This is a genomic window from Halobacillus sp. ABD4_316 (assembly GCF_056161385.1).
Genome location: NZ_JBSWZA010000005.1, coordinates 147,144 through 169,372, shown reverse-complemented (window position 1 = coordinate 169,372; position 22,229 = coordinate 147,144). Strand labels below are relative to the sequence as shown.

At 38.7% G+C, this 22,229-nt stretch carries 34 protein-coding genes, 2 tRNA genes and 1 pseudogene; 3 read left to right on the top strand and 34 right to left on the bottom strand.

Features of this window, described 5'->3' with window-relative positions:
• Positions 1-172: 172 nt before the first annotated feature.
• Both yfkAB and ACXAJH_RS17725 read left to right on the top strand, forming a co-directional pair.
• A pseudogene (gene yfkAB, locus ACXAJH_RS17730) lies at positions 173-835 on the top strand (radical SAM/CxCxxxxC motif protein YfkAB); the annotation flags it as partial.
• Between the two features lie 55 nt (positions 836-890).
• Positions 891-1,379: a hypothetical protein gene (locus tag ACXAJH_RS17725; protein WP_474994834.1), complete on the top strand. Its 489-nt coding sequence runs from the start codon at positions 891-893 to the stop codon at positions 1,377-1,379.
• Positions 1,380-1,422: 43 nt separating this feature from the next.
• Here ACXAJH_RS17725 and ACXAJH_RS17720 read toward each other — a convergent pair whose 3' ends face one another.
• The 11 genes from ACXAJH_RS17720 to ACXAJH_RS17670 form a co-directional block, all read right to left on the bottom strand.
• Positions 1,423-1,584, bottom strand: coding sequence for a hypothetical protein (locus ACXAJH_RS17720; protein ID WP_474994833.1), 162 nt, complete (start codon positions 1,582-1,584; stop codon positions 1,423-1,425).
• Positions 1,585-1,826: 242 nt separating this feature from the next.
• Positions 1,827-1,988 carry an anti-repressor SinI family protein gene (locus ACXAJH_RS17715; protein WP_474994832.1) on the bottom strand — a complete coding sequence of 54 codons (162 nt, stop codon included), beginning with the start codon at positions 1,986-1,988 and terminating at the stop codon, positions 1,827-1,829.
• Between the two features lie 200 nt (positions 1,989-2,188).
• Entirely contained in the window at positions 2,189-2,437 is a 249-nt protein-coding gene (locus ACXAJH_RS17710) for a hypothetical protein (protein ID WP_474994830.1), read from the bottom strand.
• Complete coding sequence (locus ACXAJH_RS17705) at positions 2,437-2,895, bottom strand: nucleoside 2-deoxyribosyltransferase (protein WP_474994829.1); 459 nt, start codon at positions 2,893-2,895, stop codon at positions 2,437-2,439. The genes ACXAJH_RS17710 and ACXAJH_RS17705 overlap by 1 nt, the downstream gene beginning before the upstream one ends.
• Positions 2,896-2,995: 100 nt before the next feature.
• Positions 2,996-3,532: a DUF4352 domain-containing protein gene (locus ACXAJH_RS17700; RefSeq protein ID WP_474994827.1), complete on the bottom strand. Its 537-nt coding sequence runs from the start codon at positions 3,530-3,532 to the stop codon at positions 2,996-2,998.
• A 152-nt stretch (positions 3,533-3,684) separates the two neighbouring features.
• Positions 3,685-3,867 (bottom strand): hypothetical protein, encoded by a 183-nt coding sequence (locus tag ACXAJH_RS17695; RefSeq protein WP_474994826.1) that lies wholly within the window; start codon positions 3,865-3,867, stop codon positions 3,685-3,687.
• A gap of 316 nt (positions 3,868-4,183) precedes the next feature.
• Positions 4,184-4,453 (bottom strand): hypothetical protein, encoded by a 270-nt coding sequence (locus tag ACXAJH_RS17690; RefSeq protein ID WP_474994824.1) that lies wholly within the window; start codon positions 4,451-4,453, stop codon positions 4,184-4,186.
• On the bottom strand, positions 4,450-4,821 hold the full coding sequence (locus ACXAJH_RS17685; protein WP_474994822.1) for a GIY-YIG nuclease family protein: 372 nt from the start codon (positions 4,819-4,821) through the stop codon (positions 4,450-4,452). The genes ACXAJH_RS17690 and ACXAJH_RS17685 overlap by 4 nt, the downstream gene beginning before the upstream one ends.
• Before the next feature lies 1 nt (position 4,822).
• Complete coding sequence (locus ACXAJH_RS17680) at positions 4,823-5,200, bottom strand: hypothetical protein (protein ID WP_474994820.1); 378 nt, start codon at positions 5,198-5,200, stop codon at positions 4,823-4,825.
• A gap of 1 nt (position 5,201) precedes the next feature.
• Complete coding sequence (locus tag ACXAJH_RS17675; RefSeq protein ID WP_474994818.1) at positions 5,202-5,543, bottom strand: ECF-type sigma factor; 342 nt, start codon at positions 5,541-5,543, stop codon at positions 5,202-5,204.
• A complete protein-coding gene (locus ACXAJH_RS17670; RefSeq protein WP_474994816.1) occupies positions 5,533-6,114 on the bottom strand; it encodes a nucleoside/nucleotide kinase family protein in 582 nt (193 codons plus the stop codon). Before ACXAJH_RS17670 ends, ACXAJH_RS17675 begins: the two co-directional genes overlap by 11 nt.
• Positions 6,115-6,292: 178 nt before the next feature.
• On the opposite strand from ACXAJH_RS17670, the gene ACXAJH_RS17665 reads away from it, so the two are divergent.
• Entirely contained in the window at positions 6,293-6,706 is a 414-nt protein-coding gene (locus ACXAJH_RS17665; protein ID WP_474994815.1) for a helix-turn-helix domain-containing protein, read from the top strand.
• A gap of 110 nt (positions 6,707-6,816) precedes the next feature.
• On the opposite strand, the gene ACXAJH_RS17660 is transcribed toward ACXAJH_RS17665, so the two are convergent.
• From ACXAJH_RS17660 to ACXAJH_RS17550, 23 genes are all read right to left on the bottom strand, one after another.
• Positions 6,817-7,326 (bottom strand): hypothetical protein, encoded by a 510-nt coding sequence (locus tag ACXAJH_RS17660; RefSeq protein ID WP_474994813.1) that lies wholly within the window; start codon positions 7,324-7,326, stop codon positions 6,817-6,819.
• 2 nt (positions 7,327-7,328) lie between these two features.
• The gene (locus ACXAJH_RS17655; RefSeq protein ID WP_474994811.1) at positions 7,329-7,529 is read right to left on the bottom strand and encodes a hypothetical protein; all 201 of its coding nucleotides are present in this window, start codon (positions 7,527-7,529) and stop codon (positions 7,329-7,331) included.
• On the bottom strand, positions 7,526-7,930 hold the full coding sequence (locus ACXAJH_RS17650) for a hypothetical protein (RefSeq protein WP_474994810.1): 405 nt from the start codon (positions 7,928-7,930) through the stop codon (positions 7,526-7,528). Before ACXAJH_RS17650 ends, ACXAJH_RS17655 begins: the two co-directional genes overlap by 4 nt.
• A 1-nt stretch (position 7,931) precedes the next feature.
• On the bottom strand, positions 7,932-8,345 hold the full coding sequence (locus tag ACXAJH_RS17645) for a hypothetical protein (protein WP_474994809.1): 414 nt from the start codon (positions 8,343-8,345) through the stop codon (positions 7,932-7,934).
• 101 nt (positions 8,346-8,446) lie between these two features.
• Positions 8,447-8,743 (bottom strand): DNA ligase LigA-related protein, encoded by a 297-nt coding sequence (locus tag ACXAJH_RS17640; protein WP_474994808.1) that lies wholly within the window; start codon positions 8,741-8,743, stop codon positions 8,447-8,449.
• On the bottom strand, positions 8,743-11,085 hold the full coding sequence (locus ACXAJH_RS17635; protein ID WP_474994807.1) for a DNA polymerase: 2,343 nt from the start codon (positions 11,083-11,085) through the stop codon (positions 8,743-8,745). The genes ACXAJH_RS17640 and ACXAJH_RS17635 overlap by 1 nt, the downstream gene beginning before the upstream one ends.
• A gap of 62 nt (positions 11,086-11,147) precedes the next feature.
• The gene (gene dcm, locus ACXAJH_RS17630) at positions 11,148-12,143 is read right to left on the bottom strand and encodes a DNA (cytosine-5-)-methyltransferase (RefSeq protein ID WP_474994806.1); all 996 of its coding nucleotides are present in this window, start codon (positions 12,141-12,143) and stop codon (positions 11,148-11,150) included.
• A 101-nt stretch (positions 12,144-12,244) separates the two neighbouring features.
• Positions 12,245-12,466, bottom strand: coding sequence for a hypothetical protein (locus ACXAJH_RS17625; RefSeq protein ID WP_474994804.1), 222 nt, complete (start codon positions 12,464-12,466; stop codon positions 12,245-12,247).
• 23 nt (positions 12,467-12,489) lie between these two features.
• Positions 12,490-13,668, bottom strand: a complete 1,179-nt coding sequence (locus tag ACXAJH_RS17620; RefSeq protein WP_474994802.1) for a NupC/NupG family nucleoside CNT transporter — start codon at positions 13,666-13,668, stop codon at positions 12,490-12,492.
• Positions 13,668-14,324, bottom strand: coding sequence for a deoxynucleoside kinase (locus ACXAJH_RS17615; RefSeq protein WP_474994801.1), 657 nt, complete (start codon positions 14,322-14,324; stop codon positions 13,668-13,670). The genes ACXAJH_RS17620 and ACXAJH_RS17615 overlap by 1 nt, the downstream gene beginning before the upstream one ends.
• Before the next feature lie 15 nt (positions 14,325-14,339).
• A complete protein-coding gene (locus ACXAJH_RS17610) occupies positions 14,340-14,648 on the bottom strand; it encodes a hypothetical protein (protein ID WP_474994800.1) in 309 nt (102 codons plus the stop codon).
• A 13-nt stretch (positions 14,649-14,661) separates the two neighbouring features.
• Positions 14,662-14,925, bottom strand: a complete 264-nt coding sequence (locus tag ACXAJH_RS17605; RefSeq protein WP_474994799.1) for a hypothetical protein — start codon at positions 14,923-14,925, stop codon at positions 14,662-14,664.
• The gene (locus ACXAJH_RS17600) at positions 14,925-15,497 is read right to left on the bottom strand and encodes a thymidine kinase (RefSeq protein WP_474994798.1); all 573 of its coding nucleotides are present in this window, start codon (positions 15,495-15,497) and stop codon (positions 14,925-14,927) included. The genes ACXAJH_RS17605 and ACXAJH_RS17600 overlap by 1 nt, the downstream gene beginning before the upstream one ends.
• Before the next feature lie 90 nt (positions 15,498-15,587).
• On the bottom strand, positions 15,588-16,100 hold the full coding sequence (locus tag ACXAJH_RS17595) for a crossover junction endodeoxyribonuclease RuvC (protein ID WP_474994797.1): 513 nt from the start codon (positions 16,098-16,100) through the stop codon (positions 15,588-15,590).
• Entirely contained in the window at positions 16,100-17,011 is a 912-nt protein-coding gene (locus ACXAJH_RS17590; RefSeq protein WP_474994795.1) for a hypothetical protein, read from the bottom strand. Before ACXAJH_RS17590 ends, ACXAJH_RS17595 begins: the two co-directional genes overlap by 1 nt.
• Positions 17,012-17,117: 106 nt before the next feature.
• Positions 17,118-17,822, bottom strand: coding sequence for a hypothetical protein (locus tag ACXAJH_RS17585; protein WP_474994794.1), 705 nt, complete (start codon positions 17,820-17,822; stop codon positions 17,118-17,120).
• Positions 17,823-17,925: 103 nt separating this feature from the next.
• A complete protein-coding gene (locus ACXAJH_RS17580) occupies positions 17,926-18,561 on the bottom strand; it encodes a cell wall hydrolase (RefSeq protein ID WP_474994793.1) in 636 nt (211 codons plus the stop codon).
• Between the two features lie 67 nt (positions 18,562-18,628).
• On the bottom strand, positions 18,629-19,339 hold the full coding sequence (locus ACXAJH_RS17575; protein WP_474994791.1) for a hypothetical protein: 711 nt from the start codon (positions 19,337-19,339) through the stop codon (positions 18,629-18,631).
• A gap of 68 nt (positions 19,340-19,407) precedes the next feature.
• Positions 19,408-19,481, bottom strand: a tRNA-Arg gene (locus ACXAJH_RS17570).
• A 3-nt stretch (positions 19,482-19,484) separates the two neighbouring features.
• Positions 19,485-19,561: transfer RNA gene (locus ACXAJH_RS17565), tRNA-Arg, on the bottom strand.
• A gap of 346 nt (positions 19,562-19,907) precedes the next feature.
• On the bottom strand, positions 19,908-20,639 hold the full coding sequence (locus ACXAJH_RS17560; RefSeq protein WP_474994790.1) for a sigma-70 family RNA polymerase sigma factor: 732 nt from the start codon (positions 20,637-20,639) through the stop codon (positions 19,908-19,910).
• Positions 20,640-21,002: 363 nt separating this feature from the next.
• Positions 21,003-21,956 (bottom strand): toprim domain-containing protein, encoded by a 954-nt coding sequence (locus ACXAJH_RS17555; RefSeq protein ID WP_474994789.1) that lies wholly within the window; start codon positions 21,954-21,956, stop codon positions 21,003-21,005.
• On the bottom strand, positions 21,956-22,096 hold the full coding sequence (locus ACXAJH_RS17550) for a hypothetical protein (protein ID WP_474994788.1): 141 nt from the start codon (positions 22,094-22,096) through the stop codon (positions 21,956-21,958). Before ACXAJH_RS17550 ends, ACXAJH_RS17555 begins: the two co-directional genes overlap by 1 nt.
• Positions 22,097-22,229 lie beyond the last annotated feature (133 nt).

Genomic DNA, 22,229 nt, shown 5'->3' with positions numbered 1-22,229 from the left:
CTACCCTTTTCCTTTCGTTGTCACACGGGGAAACTCCTTTTTCGATATGCAGGCGTTTCCTGCTTCTTTTTCACGTTCGTCAAGAAGGAATGGTATAGTTCGAGCTTGAATAATGTTAGAATAGGAAAGGTTAAGACCGAATCAATTAAATAGAAAGGAAGTTTCATATTTTATGAGTACCAACATGAAGCTTCAGAAGCTTACACCTGAGTTTGACCCGTGGGAAGCCTACATGGACGTGAAGGAACACGGGCATATGACGTTATCCAATATTGAATTTACGACGACGACGCTGTGCAATATGCGCTGCGAGCACTGTGCGGTCGGATATACCCTGCAGCAGAGGGACCCCGAAGCGCTGCCGATGGATTTGATCCGGAAGCGACTGGACGAGATTCCTCATCTGAGGACTTTGAGCATTACCGGCGGGGAGCCGATGATGTCGAAAAAATCCGTCGAAAACTATGTGCTGCCCCTGTTGAAATACGCTCATGAACGCGGCGTACGCACACAGATCAATTCCAACTTGACGCTTCCTTATGAGCGCTATATCCCGATCATCCCCTATCTTGATGTTTTACATATTTCGCATAACTGGGGAACGCTTGAAGAATTCATCCACACCGGATTCGCCCGCATGGAGCGCAAGCCTTCCGAGGAAAACCGGAAGAAATTCTTCGACCGGATGGTGGAGAACTCCCAGCGTCTCTCGCATGAAGGCGTGATGGTATCCGCGGAAACGATGCTGAACCGACGCACCTTCCCTTACCTGGAAGCGATCCACGATCATGTGAAGGAAATGAAGTGTGCAAGGCATGAAATCCATCCGATGTATGCCATGTAACAAATCTCATGACTAACATAACCCTTATAAATAAAGGAGAATTAGCTTGGATTACATATCATTAATATCAGGTATAGTAGGTACAATCATTGGGGGATTAATTACTTGGTTGAATACTAGGTACAACCTTAATAGACAGTTTAAGGAGCAGAGACAGAGAATAGAACAGCAGGAGAGAAAGGCTGAGTTAATTGCCCTAAATGCTGTACAGAAAGAACTCGTGTTTAACACCATTAAGTTAGGACAAATAAAAGAGATACTGCAATCTCAGGATATGACCTACATTAACTTTAAAAATAGTGGCTTTGATATATTTTTTAAGATGAATAAGTGGGAAAAGCACAGTGATATCATTGAGATGCTTGAGGACTTGCCTGAGCTTGGAAAGTTACAAGCCTTTTATATAAACTTGTCTACAGATATAGCTACTCAATCCATCAATTTAGAAAGGACAGAAAAATTTATCAGTATGGGACTAAGGGCAAGTGATAACCTCAAGGAGTACATAAAGTTTTTAAAAGGGGGAGAGGATTAACTGTTTCCTTTCCTTTTTTCATATAAAGAAAAGCCCCAAACCACTACAGGCTCAAGGCTTTCTTAACAAGGTTCTTAAAGTCTGGCTCTCCTTCTGACACCACCATAACTCCACCCTTAGTAATATAGATATCTTCCTCCTTAGGCTGTTCCAATCCAAGATGTTCCGCAATTATTGAATAAGGTTTAACCTCAGTTTGTTCCATTCATACCATCTCCTCAAAGTAATGTCTTTCACTACTCTGATTAGAAGCTGATCTGAAACTGTGACAGCACAAAAAAAAGAGGAAGGCAACTGCCCTCCCCTACAAAGTAAGTAACTTAAACCAAGATGGAATTACTACGAAAATACCTATTAAGATGATTACGCTACAGCAACCATAAAACCATAAAGCATCATGCCAACTGATATGCTCCTCACCAAAAAAGTAATCATTCAATGCTCTAATCATTTAGCAGCTCCCCCATCAAGAAACTTACTTACCTCTTCCTTACTCAGACCTAACTCTTTAGCCTCCTGCATTAGCCTCTTCCACTCATCCTCAATCCAAGCAATATGATAAACAGCTTCCATAAGTGACATACCTTTTAAATCCTCTTTCTTTAACATTCCATTTCCTCCTAAGCGAATTACAGTATTCTGTAATTGATAGTTTAAAATTTTTTATTGCTTTCTCAAGCGCATATTTAATATACCACCAATTACAGAATACCGCAATACACTTTTGTAACTTTTTGAGACATTTTTTAATACAGTATTTTGAGACATTTTTTAATACAGTATTTTGAGACAATAAAAAAGAGAAGGCTTTAAGCCCTCTCCTGTTTGATACTTACCTCTATTCCTTGAGGCAATCTCAGTACTACCTGCTCAGTAGTCATGCCTCCCACAGTATGATGCCATCCATCAAAGCTACCTAAGTGTACTGGCTCTGTCTCAACTGAAAACTCCAGTACAGTAAAGTCCTCTTTCAGCAAAGCTACTGCCAGCTCCTTTAGCATCTGCTCATCTACTTTATTCTCATATGTCTTTTTCTCAACCTTTTTCATCAAGCCCATTAGATGACCTCCCCTGTGTAAACACTCTTAGGCATCTTGAGGAAATTGTAATCCTCAACCTGTTTAGCATCAGTCATGTAAGCATGTAGACTGTCAGACAACATAAGATTTACTTTTGTATCCTTCTCATGAATTAGAATGATGGGCTTACCTTTAGCAAAGGCATATCCTATCTCAAAGGCAGTACCTGCATCTGTATGATGATCTTCAAAGTCATGGACAGCTACAATTACATCAGCCCATTCAAGGTGAAAGATATCATTCCCAAAGACTGCTTTCCTCCAGTTTTCAGAACCAAAGGGGAACATGTCCATCTGTTGTCTCATTGGAGAGAAGAACATCCCAACAAAAGGATTAGCCTCAAGAGCTGCCTCCACCCTTTCCACCCTATCAATTTGCTCAGGGTTAAAGAATGGACTAGCAAGGTAGATATTAGGTTTTTTCATTTCAGATTTCATTAAATCGCCTCCTGTAATGTCTTTCATCACTATAGTTAGAGGCTGATCTGAAACTGTGACATAAAAAAAAGAGAGGCATCAGCCTCCCTTAGATTAAGTATTATTCAGGTTTTATGTTAAATGTGATTTCCTTATCATCCCATGAAAAACTTGGCTTATAAATTAACTCATAGGACTCAGCTTCCGGCACATCATAATATAATTTTCCTGCCAGTTTCTTTTCAGAGTTTACATCCCCAGAAATTGAAAGTTCATCATACCCATAGTATTCAGATAGTTGATTACCCTCAGGGTCATAGATATTAAATTCAGTAGAGTCAATGTAAGTTGATTCTTCCCCTGTATTATTAGTAGCAATATTTATTGTTAGGATTTTACCATTCTCAGATGGAGAATACTCAGCAGGGTCAGTAAATGAGGCATCTTTAAGTGTAATCTCCAAGTCATTTACTTTTACAGTGTCTCCTACAGAATAAACCTTTTCCTCAGTCTCTTCTTCTGTAGTCTTTTCACCCTCAGCCTGCGCCTCATTGTCACTAGAAACATCCTCCACCTGAGTTTCCCCACAACCTGTAAGTATACCTCCTGCCAACAAACACATACCTACAGTAGACAAAAAGAATTTTTTTGCTTTCAAAATGAAAGTCTCCCCCTTATGAAGTTTTAAAAAAAGTGCATCAAACTCCAGTATTCTGATACAAAAGTATTACAAAAAACAGTATAATATCATATCAATCCAAAGTAAAGTGTTTTTTCCATAAATGTAAAAAGATAGAAGTAAGCCTGTCCTTAAATGTTCACTAACCATAATATAAATATGATAAAAGGTATCATTGCACAACCTGCAAGTGCGCTGTTTATCTCCTGAGATTCCTTGTACTCCTCACGAGTCATTTCTATGTACTCAGTCTCATTTCCTCTTTTAACAATCTTGATTACTTTATCTGGATACTTTTTGTACTTTATCTCCACTTGCTCTCCTCCTTTTCTGTGTTTCAGTATTCTGTTAGAAATATAAGCCTAATTACCTCCAAAGTAAAGAATTATTTTCCATAAAACAAAAAAAGCAGGAGCATCAGCTCCCACCTTTTATCCTCTAGTTTTATCTTTAGCTTTTTGCATGTCATTCTTAAACTTCCTAATAGACCATTTAAAGAAAGATACTCCAATCCAGAGTAAGATAGCCCAGATCACAATACCTAGTATAATGCCCATCACTAACTCCCTTTCACACAATATAGTATTACTATAATCTGATTTACAGTAAAATGAAATACTGATTACATACTTAACCTAAGTAAACTAACTCATCTGCCTTTAACCATGCCTCACCTTTGCCATGCTCTACCAGATAGGAAGGACTTGAACTGTCATGAACCTGCTTGATTACACCTTTCTTACCTCCATGTATTTGTAAGTAAGCCTCAGTTTCAACATCAGGATTTACTAAGTCATCTACCTTTTTAATTCTGACTTTATCCTGTTCATGAAATGCATTAAGCAGCTCATCCTCTTTTTCCTCAACATCTATATCAAAAAAGCTGATCTGTTCAGTCATACCTTTTGCCTCCCTGTTTTGCCTACATTGTATCTAGGGTTAAGTACAATAATTAAATAACATTCATATATCTCTTGATGACTTTTCTCATCCTCATAAAATACATTACAGTACAGATGCTTACCTGACTCTACATATTGTCTAATGTCAGGATTGCCCTTCTCAGAGCCAATGTGTTCAGCCACTCTCTTTCCTACATCATTAGAAATTCCAACATACAGAGGCTCATGGTATTGACTGTAAAATACATAAACCCCTCCCCTATGTTGAAATCTCCTCCCCCTCTGTAACTGATTAACATCCAGACTTTCCTCAGTCTCAGGTACAGAAAGGAGAGCCTTATCTAAAAGCTCCCTTAATGTAATCATATTAATACTCTACTTTCTTAACTGCTTTCTTAGCCAGACTGTCTATATTCTGGTTAAACTTTGTATTAAGAAAGTCAATGGTCTGATCTTGCATAAGCATCTGTTTTCTTGCTCTCCTCTTGAGCTGGATTTCAGATAAAATAGGAAACTCATTATTAGTCACCTTATCTACATCTTTATCTTTTAATTCCTTAATCAACAGATAGTCTCCTAGTTTTTCAAGAGCATAATTCTTAGGCATCTGTCCTACATAGGAATAATAACTTTCAATCATTTCCTCAACTTGATTTTTCCTCTCTGCTAAAGGAGGACAATCAGCTAATTTAGTATTAGCCAAAGCCTCACATCTCTCAGTAAACTCTTCCATATACTGTCTCATCTCAGCTATCTCCCCTGTCTTTTCTCTTCCACTCATCTAATACTTTCTGCATTTTCACTTTTAGCAGCTCAAGGTTAAACTTTACAGCTTGTGGAGTAACATTTAACTCTCTTCCTGCTTCCACCAAGCTATATCCCATCCTGTAAACTAACTCTACTGTCCTAAGTTGAATCTCTGTAGGTTTAGCTTCTAGTAAGGCTCTCTCTGCATCTAAAATTAAATGGATAGAGTCCAGATCACCTTTCTCAGCATAGACATACAGCAAATCTTTATTTTTAAGTGCCTTTTCAATTTCAGGCAATGTATAACTTTCTTGAATTGTTCTATCCAACTTACTTTTCATATTCAACTACCTCCTTTAGAACATAAGCAACTTCTTGCTCTAAATCTTGGAGAGTAGATGAATTATCAATTAAGTAGTCATATTCACATTGATGTACAGAGATTTCTGTCTCATGTGTGAAAGCATCAGGATTAAAGTTATCTCCTGCTTTCTTAGCCCTCTCAGCCCTAACTTTAGGGTCAGCAACTACTTTAATAATTTTAAATCCTTCCTCTTGAAGCCTCTTAGCCTCATTGGGCTGTCTTACATCTGTAACTATCATGTGTAAATTGTAGGTTTCAGCAATCTCATATGGGATAGACTTAAATAAATAATCAATCCATACATCTTGCTCCACTTTCCTCATGTACTGACCTATATCTTGTAGATATTTTCTAGGTTTTCCATTAGCATATGCATGGGGGAAAAGCAGCTCAATCACCTTATGAATACCAGTAGAGAAAGCTAAATATTGCACATAATGATTTTTATTAATTTCTAATAATTGGTCATTTAGTAAATTTGATACTGTGTCTTTACCTGATCTGATTTCTCCTAAAATCCCCAATTTAACAGGCTTAATATCTGTCATGTATCTGCCTCCCAGAAGTGAATTAGAAAGTAAATTAGTTACTTATCTCACTCCTATAGTTAGAGAGTTATTTACATCTGTGACAGATACAAAGTATAATGGAGGTCAGAATAGTGTAATATTATAGGTATGGAACATCTTGGTTATGAGGAAACCCTTTTGAGGAGGAAATATAAGCATGAAAAAAGTAAAGGTGGATGACATTTTAAAGTCAGGTCATAGCTTGATGAATGATGTTGTCATGTCTACAGCAGGTGAGATGAAAGATGCTCATTTTGTAATTAAACTTGATGACGCATTAAAGAATAGAGGAATAACACAAAAAGATTTAGCACAAATGACAGGTATGAGGGTTGGAACAATATCAGAAATAGTTAATGGGAAAGGTATCTCATTAAATAAAGTACAATTTTTTGCTATAATGGTTGCTTTAAGAATTACTGACCTTAGTGAATTAATAGAAATAAAATTCCCAGAGGATTTAGAACTGGAATACAAAGAGCAAAGAGATGATTGGGAAGAATCTAAACATATGCCTATAGAAGTAAGAGACATGTATAAAGAGAACCTTTTAAAAGCTAACCTAAAGTAATAAATAATCATTTAAATACTTAATACTTAACTAATTTTAGACAACCAATTTAAAATGTTAATGCATTACAGTAAAAAAAGAGGAGTCAGGCAATTAAGCCTGCTCCTTTTTTAAACTTCTTCTTTAGGAATTAATTTAACCTCTTGCACTAACTTCTCATCTTGGAAAATCTTAGCCACTTGGAAACCTTCTTTATGCTGATAAACTTTCTTAGCCATATCACCATAATCCTCAGTTAGCTCTGGCAGCTCAGTCAGATCAAGAGGGTTGTAATAGGATTCGATCTCCTTAAACTTAGCATCTTGTCCTTTAGCCTTAGCTACTGTCCACTCATCAAACATGGACTCTTTTTCATTATTAGATAACTCACCTTTATCAACATCAACAATCCATGTAAATGTCTCAGGTTGTCCTGTATGATGCTCAACTGTTAGAATCTGAGGCTCCTTAATACCCTCTACATTAAATTTAACTGTAAAGTCAGCCTCTGCCAGCCCATGACCAGTAATCTTTACATCAGGATTCTCCTCCATTACTTTACTTGCTGTATGTTCAATCACCTCAGTTAGTTTTTCTGTAACTTTCTCTACTGTTAGTTTTCCTGCAAATTGTACTTTCATAATTAATTGTCCTCCCCTAGAATAACTGTTTTGATTTCATGGAATTGATGACAGCAAAAATCATCACAAAAGTAGTCATCCTCCATCTTTAATACTTCCTCACCTTCCAGTAATGGCTCCCCACATTCCTCACATTGAGACATTACATCAGGCTCTATATCATCAGGCTCTTGATACCTGCTCATGGTTTGTAATCTGCTCACTTAAACATCTTCCTTACAATCAAAGCTAAAACTGCTACAACCAAAGTAATGGAAAGGATACTTGTAGCAATACTCCATCCATTAATGTCTTGCTCAGGCTGTTCAATTACCTTGCCATCCTCAATGATTACTGTCTCAGTATCATCCTCATCCATCATGTCCCAAAGGAATACAAAGGGTAGCCAGTCCATGGCAGATGATGATTGGTGATAGTTATTAACTGTAGTTGTCTTTGGTGTATCTGTTTTCTGTAACTTAGCTGTCTTTGTCTTAGTAGTTGTTTTACTACTTGTAGACTTTGAGCTGCTACTGGACTTAGGAGTACTTACCTTTGGTGTACTCTTAGGTGTACTCACTTTTGGTGTGACTACTGGTGCAGGTCTACTTGTAATCCCTGGCATCTTACTTACCCTCCAAATAGAAGGTTGTTCCCATTAGGTCGCTAACATCATGAATGTCATAGTAAGAAAAAGAACTGTATCTGCTAAACTCTACATACTGCCCATCTTTCTTTACAAAGACCTCTTTGAAATCATTAAGTTTCTCTAAGGCTTTTTCAGCAGATATTGGTGTATATACATTTTTCTTAATATAAGTTGCTGTGCCATATACTCCATAAAGTCTAACTAGATTAGCTTCCTCATTACCTGTAGAGTTAGGCTTAACTAGAGCTTTGTACTCCTTGCCAAAATCATCTTCACAGTAAACTTGTACCTGCTTACCTATATAACCAGCAAGAGCTGCCTTTGTGATTTCATAAATCTCACCATGTTTACCATCTTTCATGATTTCCCATAGCTGATAAGTTTTTTGCATAATTTCTGCCTCCTAATTTTTCATCTTGCCTTGCTCACTCCTATAGTTAGAGGCATGACTTTTTCTGTGACACCCTGATTAAAAATAAATAAAAAAGACAGTCACTTGGACTGCCTCATCTTCTTCTCATATTGTAATAACCTGTATCCAGTAGACTGTATCTCAGGATGGGAGTATGGCAGATCATAACCTGATGAACCATCAAAGTCCTTGAATGCCTCATAGTAAGCAGACTGTTTAAATACATCAGGATGATTCTCTTTAAATCTGACAATATCCATACTCCACCTGTCAAAATCATGGTCAGATACAATACTTGAATTTAACTGGTAGTAGAGAAAGGAATGTACTAATACTTGCCTTTCCCTCTGGTTGATATGCTCCAGTAATGTCTGCATTAGACTGCCTCCGCAAATGCTTTTCTGCCCATGCCTTTTTCAATCCATTCAGCTTTAGGGATACCCTCTCCCCATCTGACCATTACCTCTGTATCTACCTTGATTGGCACTTGCAGCTCAACTGTGTTTTTCATGATTGTCTCAATCTCATTGATCTGCTCTGGAGTAATGTTCTCATCAACCTCAAACAGCAGCTCATCATGAATTGTTGCAATAATCTTAGCCTCAATGCCCATAGTAGCTAAATGCTCATAAACATTAATCATGGCTTTCTTTAGAATTTCAGATGCAGAGCCTTGGATAACAGCATTGACTGACATCCTTTCAACCCTTGCATACTGCTTTTTAACTTTCCAGTAGGACTGTTTCAACTCTCTAGGCAACTGCTCATGAAAAATGTTCTCTGGCTCTCTGCCTAAGATGTACTTAATCCTTTTCATTACAGCATGGTACTGCTTAGCTACTTCCTTATGTCCTATAAACCTTCTCTTTCTGCCATGCATTGTCTCTACATAACCATTAGCATCTGCATGAGCAACCTGCTTCTCCATCCATTTAGTCATGACTGGATAACTTGCATAGAAATCATCCATGAATTTCTGAGCCTCATCCATTGAAATACCAAGGGATTCAGCCAGACTTGGAACAGCAATTCCATACATTACAGCCAGTAGCCCAACTTTCATCATCTTCCTTGGATGTTTAGGTAGTCCTGTGTTTCTCCATGTCTCATCATCAGATTCAAGACAAGCATCATAAGGCAGCTCAAATATCTTGGAGGCTAGGGATGCATACAAATCAATACCTGTTAAGTATGGATGCATAAGTCCCTCATCCCCTGACATACTTGCCAGAGTCCTTGGCTCAATCTGAGAATAGTCAATACCTAGAATAATCTTACCTTTAGGAGCAACAATTAACTTTCTAGCCCTTGGAGGTAGGTTCTGTAGGTTAGGGGATTTACTTGCCCATCTCCCTGTAACTGTAGCTGTCTGGTTAAACTGACCATGTAATCTCTTAGTATCCTGTCTCACCTTCTCAGGCAGAGGAATTACATAGGTAGACAGCAATTTATTTAACTCCCTGTAGTCCAGTAGATTCTGTACCTCAGGATGTTTCTTAGCCAGAATCTTGAGGGTCTTAGCATCAACTGACTGCTTTTTAGATACATCCTCAAAACCTAACTTGTCATAGAAAAGTACTTGTAACTGCTTAGGTGAGTTAAGGTTTACATCTCCCCACATTCTTCTGATCTTAGCCTCCAGCTCATCTACCTGATGTCTTAGCTCATGCTTGTACTGTTCGGCAAAATCAAAATCAATCGCAAATCCATTGCCCTCCATCTCTAAGGCAACATGTGTATTTTTCTGCTCAATGTCAAAGTACACAGACTTTAGCTTTGGCTGTTTCTCCATCATGCTCATCTGCCATTGGTAAAAAAGGAGAGTCAGGTGAGTATCTTTTGATGCATAAATTGTCGCCAACATAATGTCAGCCTCAATGAATGCTTGAGGGTCTTTCCCAAACAACTCCTCAAATGTGTAGCTGTCATCTTTGTAGCCAAAGAATTGACCATATTTATTAGCTAACTTTTTCAATGCATAACTGTCCTCATTCTCATTAAGAACAGACATAGCAATCATAGTATCAAAGTAGATATTCTCTCTGATTCTGATGCCATCTTTCAGTAGCATGTGAGCATCAAATTTACTGTTATGGAGAACTAACTTGATGTCTTTTCTTTCGAGCTGGGGCTTTAGCTTTTTCATCACATAGCCTCTGGTCAATTGAGGTACATCTGTAACATGACCATATGGGATGTACACATGCAGATCAGCTACAGGCAAACTGAGGGAAATCCCAACTGTTCTATCTACATGTTCTACACCTGTAGTCTCTGTATCCAATGCTACAACATCCTCATGCTTTAGCAGCTCAACTACCTGCTCCAATCCTTCATGAGTGTTAATCAGGTGGTAGTTATCAGGCTTGTCAGCAATCATCTTCTTAACAATGCCCTCTCTCCTGAGTAACTTTAACTCTTTGTACAAGTTAAGAGCATGTGACTTGGAGAATTTCTTTAGCGACTCTACACCAGTACCAATCTCATTATTTTCAATTGCAGTCTTAACAGCTTGTAATCTTTCCATGTCCTTACCTGCAATCTTAGTTTGAAAGATACCTTTCTTGTGCTTGCCTGTTGTGGTGGGGTATCCAGTAACCCACACCTCTTCCCATAAAGGCTCATAGTTTTTAGCTGTTTTCTTCCTTTCTGCCTCCTTAACTCTTTCCATTGAACTCTGATCTGCTGTCTCACCATTAATGTTAGTGAAAAAATTCATATAAAAAGCCTCCCTAACTGTTTTCATTACTCTAGTTAGAGAGGCTGTCTGAACTGTGACAGTTACATATTATTTGTGAACATGTTTTTAAATAAATCCACCAGTACATCTACAACAATTGCATTTCCTGCTTGCTCATACAGTAGGGACTTGGATGCTCCTGTAGATGCTGACTTGTAGTAATCCTCATCTGACATTCCCATCAACCTCCAACATTCAAGAGGACTTAATCTTTTTAAAGACAGGTCAGGCATTACAATACCAATCTCAACTCCTGTCATAAGAGTAACTACTGTCCCATCCTTACCAATCCTACCTCTCTTTGTTTTACTGGTAGGATAGCTGTAATTGATGGTATCCCCAATCTTAGCAATGTCATATCCCTTTTTAGTGTTATTAGTGATCTTAATACCATCCTCCAGATACTCCATTACAAGCAGATCAGTATAGTAAGAATCAACAATGTTGTCCAAGCTGTTCTCATCTAAGAAGTCCATAACCTTTCTTTCTAATGGTTTAGCCTCAGGGAAAGTAAATGTATGGTCATCTCTGAATGATACTGTAAATACTCTTTCTCTTTTCTGTGGAATGTTATGGTCTTTAGCATTGATTACTTTAGTGTAGTTAGTGTATCCCTGTTCCTCTAACCATTCCAACCATAAATCAAAGTTGTCTTTGTGCTTTTTGGAGATAAGGTTTTTCACATTCTCCAGAAGTAGAAACTTAGGTTTCTTACCCTCAATAACCCTCTTACATTCCCACAGCATACTTGACCTGGTTCCACTATCTTGGGACAGTCCCAGATTCTTACCTGCTTTAGTGATATCCTGACATGGAAATGAGTAAGTCATAAAATCAAACTCAGGCAGCTCATCAACATTTAACTTGCTGATGTCTCCTAAATTGTTAGCCTCACCATGGATAGCCTCATAAGATGCAATGGTAGCATCCTTGATTTCAGAGATACCCACAATCTCAAAGGGAATACCCATTCTCTTTAATGCCATATGTTGCGTACCTACTCCTGCAAATACCTCAAATACTTTTAACTTCTCCATTAAAAAGCCTCCCTAACTGTTTTTCAAAGCTATAGTTAGAGAGGCAGATCAAACTGTGACATTAAGACATAAAAAAAAGAGGAGGCATGAGCCTCACTCTCTTAACTATGATTTACTGTCTTATTAACTTTAGGAACCAGTCTCCTTGCAATTGCTGAGAACACTACCCAGAATGCTAAGCAAATCCAGAAGCTGAACTGATGACCCAATGCTCCAAGCACTACCATTAACAGGTAAGGCATCAGGACAAAGTTTACTGCTAGTCCAAACAGAATGATAGCAATTACTGCCAGCCCTGCAAGGATACCTACATTTTTATTCATATTTCTCAATCCCCCATGTCTCATTAGATGAACAATCCTACAATCATTGCTGACAGGATACTTACTGACATTCCTCCAAGCATTCCTCTAAAGGCTAACTTTGCAATGTCATTCTTTCTCTCTGGAGCAAATACTGCTAAGCCTGTTGTGCAAATTGCGATAGATGTAAATGATGCAAAACCTGCCAAAGCAATGGAAATCATCATGTATGCTCTTTCTGACAGATCAGCTACCATTGGTGTGAGCTGCGAATAAGCCACAAACTCATTGACAGTCATTTTGACTCCTAACATCTGACCTGCAACCAATGCCTCAGATGTAGGCAGTCCCATCAGATACCCAATAGGTAAGAAAATGTATGATAAAATCTGTTCAAAAGATGTACCAACTAAATCTAATCCACCATTCAGCATTGCAATAATTGAGATCCCTGCAATCAATGAACCTGCTACACCTAAAGCCAACTGCAAGCCATTGTTAATTCCCTCTGACATTGCTGAAAATACTGATGTATTGTCTCCCTTTCTATCAATGGAAACCTCTGTGATCTGGCTAACCTCAGTTTCTGGTGTAAGAATCTTAGCAACCAACAGACTTCCCATAGGTACTAAAGCTGAACCAATCAGCAAGTACTCCATTGGAATACCCATCATGCTGTAACCAACCAGTACTGAACCTGCAATACTTCCCATTCCTGCTACAAGGACAACCATCAGCTCACTCTTTGTCATCTTTGGCATGAACTTACTGACCAAGAATGGAGACTCAGTTTGACCAAGGAAGATATTTGCTGTAGCTACAAAGCTCTCAGCTTTTTCTGTTCCAAGAACCTTACCTACTAAACCACCAACAATCTTGATTACAAAACCAATGACTCCTAGATAATGTAGGATAGAGGTTAATGCTGACAGGAAGATGATGACCAGTAACACATCAATGAAAAAGATACCTTGACCTGCTGACCCACCAAAGACAAAACTGATACCATCATTCGCATATCCCAGAACCTTTGTTACAAAAGCTGATACCTTTTCAACAATGTACTTTCCTACTGGAAACTTAACTAAGAAGAAAGCTAGGATGATCTGCAACCCTAAGGCTGTTCCTACAGTCCTGATATTGATGGATTTCTTGTTATCTGATAGTAGATAAAGTAGCCCAAGCATTGTAATAATACCTGCAATAGTTATTAGAGTAGTCATTATGAAATCCCCATTTCTGATAGTTTTTCTTTAACCTCTGCAATCACTCTTTGAGCATCCTCAGGATTATTCACAACATCAGTAGAATCCATATCAATGACAATAACCTCAGAAGCATCATAGTGATTAAACAGCCATTCATCATATCCCTGCCATAGAGTCCTGTAATATTCCACCAGACCCTCATCCTGCTCAAACTCTCTCCCCCTCAGCCCAATCCTGTAGAGGGTAGTCTCAAAGGAGGCTCTCAGATATACCATCAAGTCAGGAGATTTCTTTGGCAGCTCATCCAGCTCCTCCATCATGCTGTAGAGAAGTTTTTCATAGATGCTAAACTCTGTATCTGATATTCTTCCAAGATCATTATTAACTTTTGCAAAGTACCAGTCCTCATAGATAGACCTATCAAGGACATTATGCTGATGTGATAAAGCCTTTTTTATATCCTTAAATCTGCTATGCAGAAACTCTAGCTGTAACAAGAAAGGATACCTCTTGATCTGTGCCTCCTCCTCAGAGGCTGTATAGAACAGAGGTAAGATTTCATTGTCATCTACATTCTCATAGAAAACCTCAGAATTAAGTGCCTCACCAAGTACCTTAGCTGTGCTACTCTTTCCTAACCCAATCATTCCACCTACTACAATCACAGACATTGCCTCCCCTCTCTTCTAAAAAGATTCCTGTTCTACTTGCATTTCTAATTCCTGTACTTGATGGTTGAGGTCATCCACATCTACCTCAAGATCAAACACTTTATCCTCAGCCTCTCTCAACTCCCATTGAAGGTCATCTACACTATCCTCCAAATCCTCTACTCTGCTCTTGTATCTATCCAACTCATTTTCCAGACCATCTATCTCACATTCATAGTCATAGATTTTCTTCTTCTGAGCCTGTGTAAGCCTTTTGTAACTCTCCAGCTCCTGCTTGATTTCCTTAGGAGTGATGAGGTCTTTCACCTTTTTAATAAGATTCATCTCAGCAACCTCCTCAGGATTGGAACTCTTTAAGTTTTTCAAGCAGCTCAGTATTAGATTTCATTTGCTTGCCTTTTTCAGCCTTATCTTTATTGATCTGCTTAATCTGCTCATTGATGCTGTCAATTTGCTTTTCAAGACTAGCTACTTTAAAGACATCATCTTGCACACCCTGCTTTAGCAGCTCTTGCGCCTGTTCAACTTCCTTGATTGCTTGACTGAATACATTTACTGCTTTAGTTACCTTTGCTTGTGCTTTAGTCATGTGTTTGCTCATTACTCAATCTCTCCCTTTTTATTTCTGTAGCACTCTCTACATACAGGTTTGTATTTGTCCTTACTTCCAAGCTCTACTCTATTATTAGAGCCAGAGGTCTTAGCTGTGACATAGCTATCATTGCCACAGTCAGAACAGACTGCCTTTAGCTTATTTACATCCTCAGCCATCCCCAGAAGGGTTGCTGTATTGGAAAAGGCCTCTCCTTTGTAGTCCATGTCCAGTCCTGAGCAGTAGACTACTTTGCTATCTGCTAGAAGATCATTGACCAAGGTGATGATTTTCTCAGTAAAGAATTGAACCTCATCAATCAGGATTACATCAGCAGTAGCCATCTTGATAAACTGAGTGAATGAAACCTTAGTGTCTGCCTTGATGACCATTGCTTTAACTTTCTGACCATCATGAGTAACAATTTCATCCTCAGAATACCTGCTGTCATAATCAGGCTTGATGTAGACAACCTTATGCCCTGCCAACATGTGTCTTTCTCCCTGAGCCATCAATGTAGTAGACTTTCCTGCAAACATGCCTCCTGCATTGACCACTAGCTTAGGTTGTAACTTTGGCATCTTATCCTCTCCTATTCTGTTTTGTTCTTCATTCCTATAGTTAGAGACAGGTCTATTTCTGTGACACCTAGACATAAAAAAAGACAGAGCTTAAATTAGCCCTGCCTTGATACAGTATGAAATTAGAACAGCAACAGCATCTGACTCATCATCATTTGCAAATTTGATAAGACTCAACCCTTTAGTATCTCTGCCTAAGTAATCCTCTACAGCAGACATAACCTCATCTTTTGTTGCTCTGCCATTTCCTGTGATCTGCTTTTTTATTGTACTTGGAGGCAGCTCATTCTCTATCTCCAGCCCATTTAGAAAGCTAACTAAGTCAGCAACTCCTGCCACTTTAAAGAGTGCTTGAGTAGCAACTGCTCTACTATTTACAAATCCTCTTTCTTTGACCACAACATCTATTTTGTAATCCTCATAGATTTTCTTTAGCCTCTTAGCAATTTCATTAAGTCTATAGGCTTGGGATTTCTTTGCATATCTCTTGTTATTGATGTGACCAATTTCTAGCAGCTCAAGGTTTCCATCTGTTACTTTCCCTACAGCAAATCCTGTGGAAGTAAGGGACAGATCAAGAGCAAGAATGACTGTACTAGCCATTAGCTCTCATCCCCCTCAAACAGATATTTATAACCTGAGAAGAATCCTAAAGACTTGTCCTCTGGTTCAATACCATTAGCTATGTGATGACAAGCATCAGCAAATTTATCTAGCAGCTCAGTCCTCATTTCCTCAGTTACATGGACATGAAAGGCTCTGATATCTGGCTTTGCCTCTGCTCCCTTAGTCCAACCATCTTTAGCAAGTGACTCATACATGATAATGAAATCATCCATGCCAAACAGTAAGCTATAAGCAATACATTGCTCTTTGTGTCCCTCTTGAGCATCTTTCATTTTGTAATGCCCAACTTGTCCTATTGTTGTACTCTTAGTCTTAAACTCAAAACCAAGTTTATCTCCTGTAGGCTCATAAGTTAGGATTCCATCCATCATCCCATTGAGGATAAATTTGTACCCTTTATGCTCAAACTGTTTCCAGGTCAGGATGTTTCTCTCCCATGCAGGAAGTCCATCTTCTGTGAAATCTACTGTGAAATGTGGATTAGGGAGTAGTTTCTCTGAGTACAATAAATCCCTCTGGACTGCATCATGAATGAAACTGCCATTTCTAGTCCATCTCTTATGATAAGGGTACTTGTCTGTATTGACCTCAGGAGTACCAATTCCTTTTAGGTATAAATCCATGATAGGCTTACTGGCTCCTGATGGATTAAACTTTGGAATATCTGTAGGATAATCAGGTGTAGAGTCAATCCTCTCAAACTCATATTCTTTCTGTCTGAGCAAGATCCCCTCAATGTCCTTATCATCATTTACTCTGTCCAAAGCATGTAGCTGATTAAATTGGTCAATCAACTGCTTTGCCATTTTCTCTCCTTTTGTACTTGTATCCAATCCCAGAGCCTCAGCCCTTAATTTCTTTGCACCTGCCTTACTAATCTTAACCATGCATATCCCCCTTATTAGTGACTTGCATAGCTATAATTAGAGGAGAGTGACAAAGTGTGACACTTCTGCATACAGAAATAGGATAGAGGCTAAGCCCCTACCCTGCTTACATCATATAATCATCTTTTACTACACAGTACTCCTCATGAAATGCTGTGTGAGCTGCTTCCCAATGAGTACCATCCAAGACATAGTAAATCATTCTTTCTGATACATCATATTCTTTGGCTAACTGAGGAACACCCTTCTTAGCAAAGTGATATTTGTGATGAATCTCATAAGCCTCATTGTACTCCAGTTTTCTACCTTTCCTCACCTTAGGTAAAATAAATGCCTCTTTAATGTTAAGAGCAGGAGAAACTACTGCTCTTGAATCATCTATCACAAAATGCTGACTAATGTTATTAGTGATATCAATAGGTAAGTCACTCTTTTCTACAAATACATCAGCTACATACAGATCATCTAAGTATTCCTTTTTGGAAATTATTCTGTCCAGCTCATCTAAACTGTCTACTGGATAGTATCTGATTGCATCTTCTGTACCTACCTTAATCTTAACCTCAATACCTTTATGAATTAGAGGTAAAGCCTCAAGGAATGTAATGATGGTACTGTCTGTTTTCTTAGTCCATTGCTCACTAATGACCTCACCATTCAGAATAAGAGGAGTCCCAACATACCCTCCAGATGTTACCCAATGCAATACTCCCTCTTTGTAAATGAGCTTAGAGCCTGATGTGGATTCAAACATATCACCCTCACCATAATTACCCTCTGCAATACCTTTTAGCAATTCAAAAAACTCCACTATATCTGCCTCCTTGGATTAACTTTCAAAACTATCCTTAGAGGAGTTATTCAAACTGTGACAGTAAGCATAAAAAAAAGAGAGGAGCCTCTGCTCCACTCAGTTACTTAAATGTGTGATTTCCAATGACAGCCTTAGTTGATTTACTGTCTAGCCATCTGCTAGATGCTGTTTGAGGATTATAGAAAAACAGACTGTTTCCTACAATACTGGACTCTGATGCAAGAGCCTCATTAACTGCTTTTTTAGAATCCTCAGTAGCAGCTCTATTGATTGAGCCATTTGTTGCTGGACTAAACTGACCACTCTGGTAGATAACTCCAGATACTGTATCAGGGAACTGATCTGACTCCACCCTGTTTACAATAACCTCAGCTACAGCTACCTTACCTTGATAAGATTCTCCTTGAGCTTCAGCCCTTACCAGTCTTGCCATTAAGTCCTTTTCATGTTGGGTTACAGCAACCTCACTAGCTTGAGCTGCTTTCACCTGTTTGACTTCTGGCTGTTCTCTAACCTCTGTTTTAGATACATTCGCCTCAGTCTTAATCTCCTGTCCAACAATAATCAGATCAATGTCTTTAACCTGTGGATTCAGTTTACTTAGAGCATGTAGGCTCATGTCATTTTCCTTAGCAATATCAGACATTGTATCTCCTTCCTCAACTGTGTGAGCAAAGGCAGTAGAACCAGAAAACATTGTCATTCCAAACACCAGTACAGCTAATAGTTTTTTCAATATATTCCCTCCTGAGTAGTAATAAAAAAAGAGGAGAGAGGAAAAACCTCATCTCCTTTTTCAGTAATTAAATTGTTTCTAGCAGACTTTCATCAGATTGCCCATCATCTGTAATAGGCTCTCCCTCATCAGAGTCATTGCCTTGCTCCTCATCATCCAACTGGATATGTGGAAGGTGTGTCGCTACATCAAAACCTGCATCTTTCAGCAACTTAGCAAGGAATTTATCATCCTTAGGCTGAATGATCTGCTCAAAGAACTCCATCTCAACCTCAGTACCATTGAAAGCCTCAAACTTTTCTTTGTCCTCTTCTTTCATTTTCATGATAGGAGTTAGGCTGTAGACAGTATCAGTCTTATCACCAGTCCTTTTAAGGTTGAATGCAATCTCATCCAGTACCTCCTGCTCATGATAGTCCTCAATATCAGCAATCATTTTCTTGGCTTGATTCTTAGAAGCATCCCATGCTACCAGCTCACCTGTTTCTAGTGAACCAAATACAAAGACATATCTTTTCTTAGCAAACAAAGGCTTAAACTTTTCTCCACCTTTTTCATGAGCCACTTTCAAAGGACTGTCAGGAGTTACAGGTTGATTGTAAATTCCTAGATTGTATTCTCCTCTGGACTCATACTCAACATAATCCTCTACTCCCAGAACCCTAACTTTATGAGATTGATTCTCTTTAAGTCTTAGATAGATTTTGGAAGTATCCACCTTAGCTTTTTTGTTAGCATTCTCTTTAGCTTGACTGCCTTTTGCTGTAATTACTGACATTAACATTTCCCTTTCCTTTAGCTACATTGAGCTGTAATTTAGGTGAGCAAATTGCCCATAATATAAAGCCTCCCTAACAGGACTCGAACCTGTAACACTCAGCTTAGAAGGCTGATGCTCTATCCAATTGAGCTATAGGGAGATATGGTCTGCTAGACAGGACTTGAACCTGTGACCTACTGCTTAGGAGGCAGTCGCTCTATCCAACTGAGCTACTAGCAGGTAAATATAGTTAAAAAGATTGGTTAATCGCCTTTACTTTTCCAGTAAACTGTAATATAGTAATACCTATAGTTTAATTAGAGACTTTCAGACTACTGTTTACCAGAATAATGTAACTTTATATCCACACTTATAGAGCCTCTATTGGTTCAGAGATTAAGTATCAAAAATAATTATTTAACTTTTTCTCTAAAAATCCTTAAAAACAGGTTTAAGATGTCGATATATTGGATAACTGTATAATGTAATACATTAACCAAATGTATTGCAATCTTACTCAAGGCAGTTAAGGAGCATCAGCCCTCAGGCTTAGCCCCCTGCCTCATTACTATAGTTAGACTGCCACTTAAAACTGTGACAGGTCTAACTGAGAAAATCCTTTTTCTTTCGCAAAGTCTGTAAATCTAGTCAAAGCTCTGGATTTTTTCTTTCTAAGAGTAGCTGACTTGAAATCAGGCATAGCTGACTCAAGAGCCTTGTTTACCACTCTTGCAGTAGCATCTTCTACAGATAAAATGGTAGAGAAAACATGCTTGATAATGTCACCATCTACATCAGACGCAGACTGAGAGAACTCAGCAATCAGATCATTGACAATAGACATATAGGAATCCTGAGGAGACTCCAAAGATTCAGCTACTTGGTTAAAGACTTCATCTGCCTCTGTAGCGACCTGGTACTCAACAGCATCAAGAAAAGTACCTTCCCCACTTGAAAGAGGCTTGTCCAAAGAAAGAGCCTTAGAATGAAACTGCTCAGTCTTAGTAGATGCCTTTTTGATGATTTCATCATTAATCGCCCATTGAATAGACCTCTTCAAGAAAGCAGTAAAAGACCCACCCTTTTCAGCCTCATAATTCTTAGTAGCAGTAAAGATTGCATACTCAGCCACATTCAGAAAATCCTCAGCAGGTTTACCAAGACCTTTAGACTGGTGGTACATTTTGTAGCCCACTTTCTGAGCCAATGGCAGACATGCGCTGTAAAGCTCCATGAACACATCCTCAGATTGAGCTGCTTTGTACTCCATAGCGATTGCGTTGATTTCCTCATTTGTTTTGATGATGATGTTAGACATAGTAAAAACTCCTTTGAAAGTTAGATTTTTATTTGCGAAGTGAATTACAGTATTCTGTAATCAAAAGGACATACTTGTGGCAGGACTTGGCTTCTCCTCAAAAGAGCAGATCAGCTACTTTCACTTATTTGAATTTCAGTATCCTGTAATCAGGAGGGCAAAAAAAAGGTACTCAAAGAAAGCCTTGGAGAGTACCCATACTTGTCCTCTGCTATTGCTTGCTCCTGATGTAAGTCACTTATTTGAATTTCAGTATTCTGTAATGCACTTGCTACAATGAATATAATATCAGGATACTGTAATTCTGCCCATAGGTCTTAGGCACTATCTTTCAGTATTCTGTAATTCAATATAAAGAAAGGACTACAGAAAGCTGACTGTAACCCTCTCAGCTTGTCCTGTAGCCCAATGCATGTCCTCTGCCTTTATATCATTAACATCCTTACAACCATGGGGGATAGGCATGTCCCACACCTCTAAGACCCCCTGTAACCTCTCAATTAAATTCCCCTTGAACCTATTCCCAGCACTATCCTTATCAGTAGCAATCACAAGCCTCTCAATAGGACTGTTAATCAACAGCTTCTCTTGTTGCTTGCTCATTGATGCTGAACCAAAAGCTATAGCAGGATAGCCACAGCTCCACAAGTACATAGCATCTGTTTCTGACTCAACAGCAAAGGCTGTCTTAAAATCCTTCTTAAAGAAGAAATGCAGTCCATAAATGTGATGCTTGATTGGCTGACCATCTGGCAGATACCAAAACCTCTTATCCTTAACTGATCTGAATTTGAGATTAATGATATTGCCCTCTTTATCAGTCCAAGGCAGAACTACTGCTTTCTTATCCCTCCAGTAGCCCACCTTGAATGCTCTCTGTACATTTTCCTTAATCCCTCTGTTACCTAAGTATTGATGTCTGTATAGGTAAGGAGCCATCTCCTCTTTAGTGATGATCTTGTACTGCTCCTCCTCTTTTTCCAACTGAATGTTAAGAGTAAGGTTGTCTACATCAGCATAGATAGTCCTGTACTTTTCCCACAGTAGCAGCTCAGCTTCCTCATAAGTGACACCCATAAGGAAAGCCAGTAGCTGAATGAAATTACCTTTGTACCAACTTTCATCATCTGCTCCTGAGTCAATCCATGTTCCATTTTCCAGATTTACAGCGAATGATGGAGTTTTCTCATGTCTGAATGGAGAGCAGGATTGTAACTTGTTCCCCCTGACTCTGGCTTTAGGAAACTCCTCTATATAAGGCTCAAGCTCCTCCTCAATTTCCACATCAACCTCTTGTTCTCTTATGATTACAGCCATTATTCATCCATCTCCTCTACACAGTCCTCACAGATCAGCTTTCCATCCATGACCACCTGAGTCTCATCTGCAAAGATTCTGATATAACATTCATCACAGAACCCTACTCCTACTGACTGACTATCCTTGTGAAATCCCATTAGAATTACCTCCTAAAATTACAACCTCATCCAACTTGCAAACCTTGATGAAATTAGGCTCATTATCCAATCTGACTGCGACAAAAGGAGAGACTTCCATTGAGCCATCCTGTACTACTGATGCAAGTCTGCT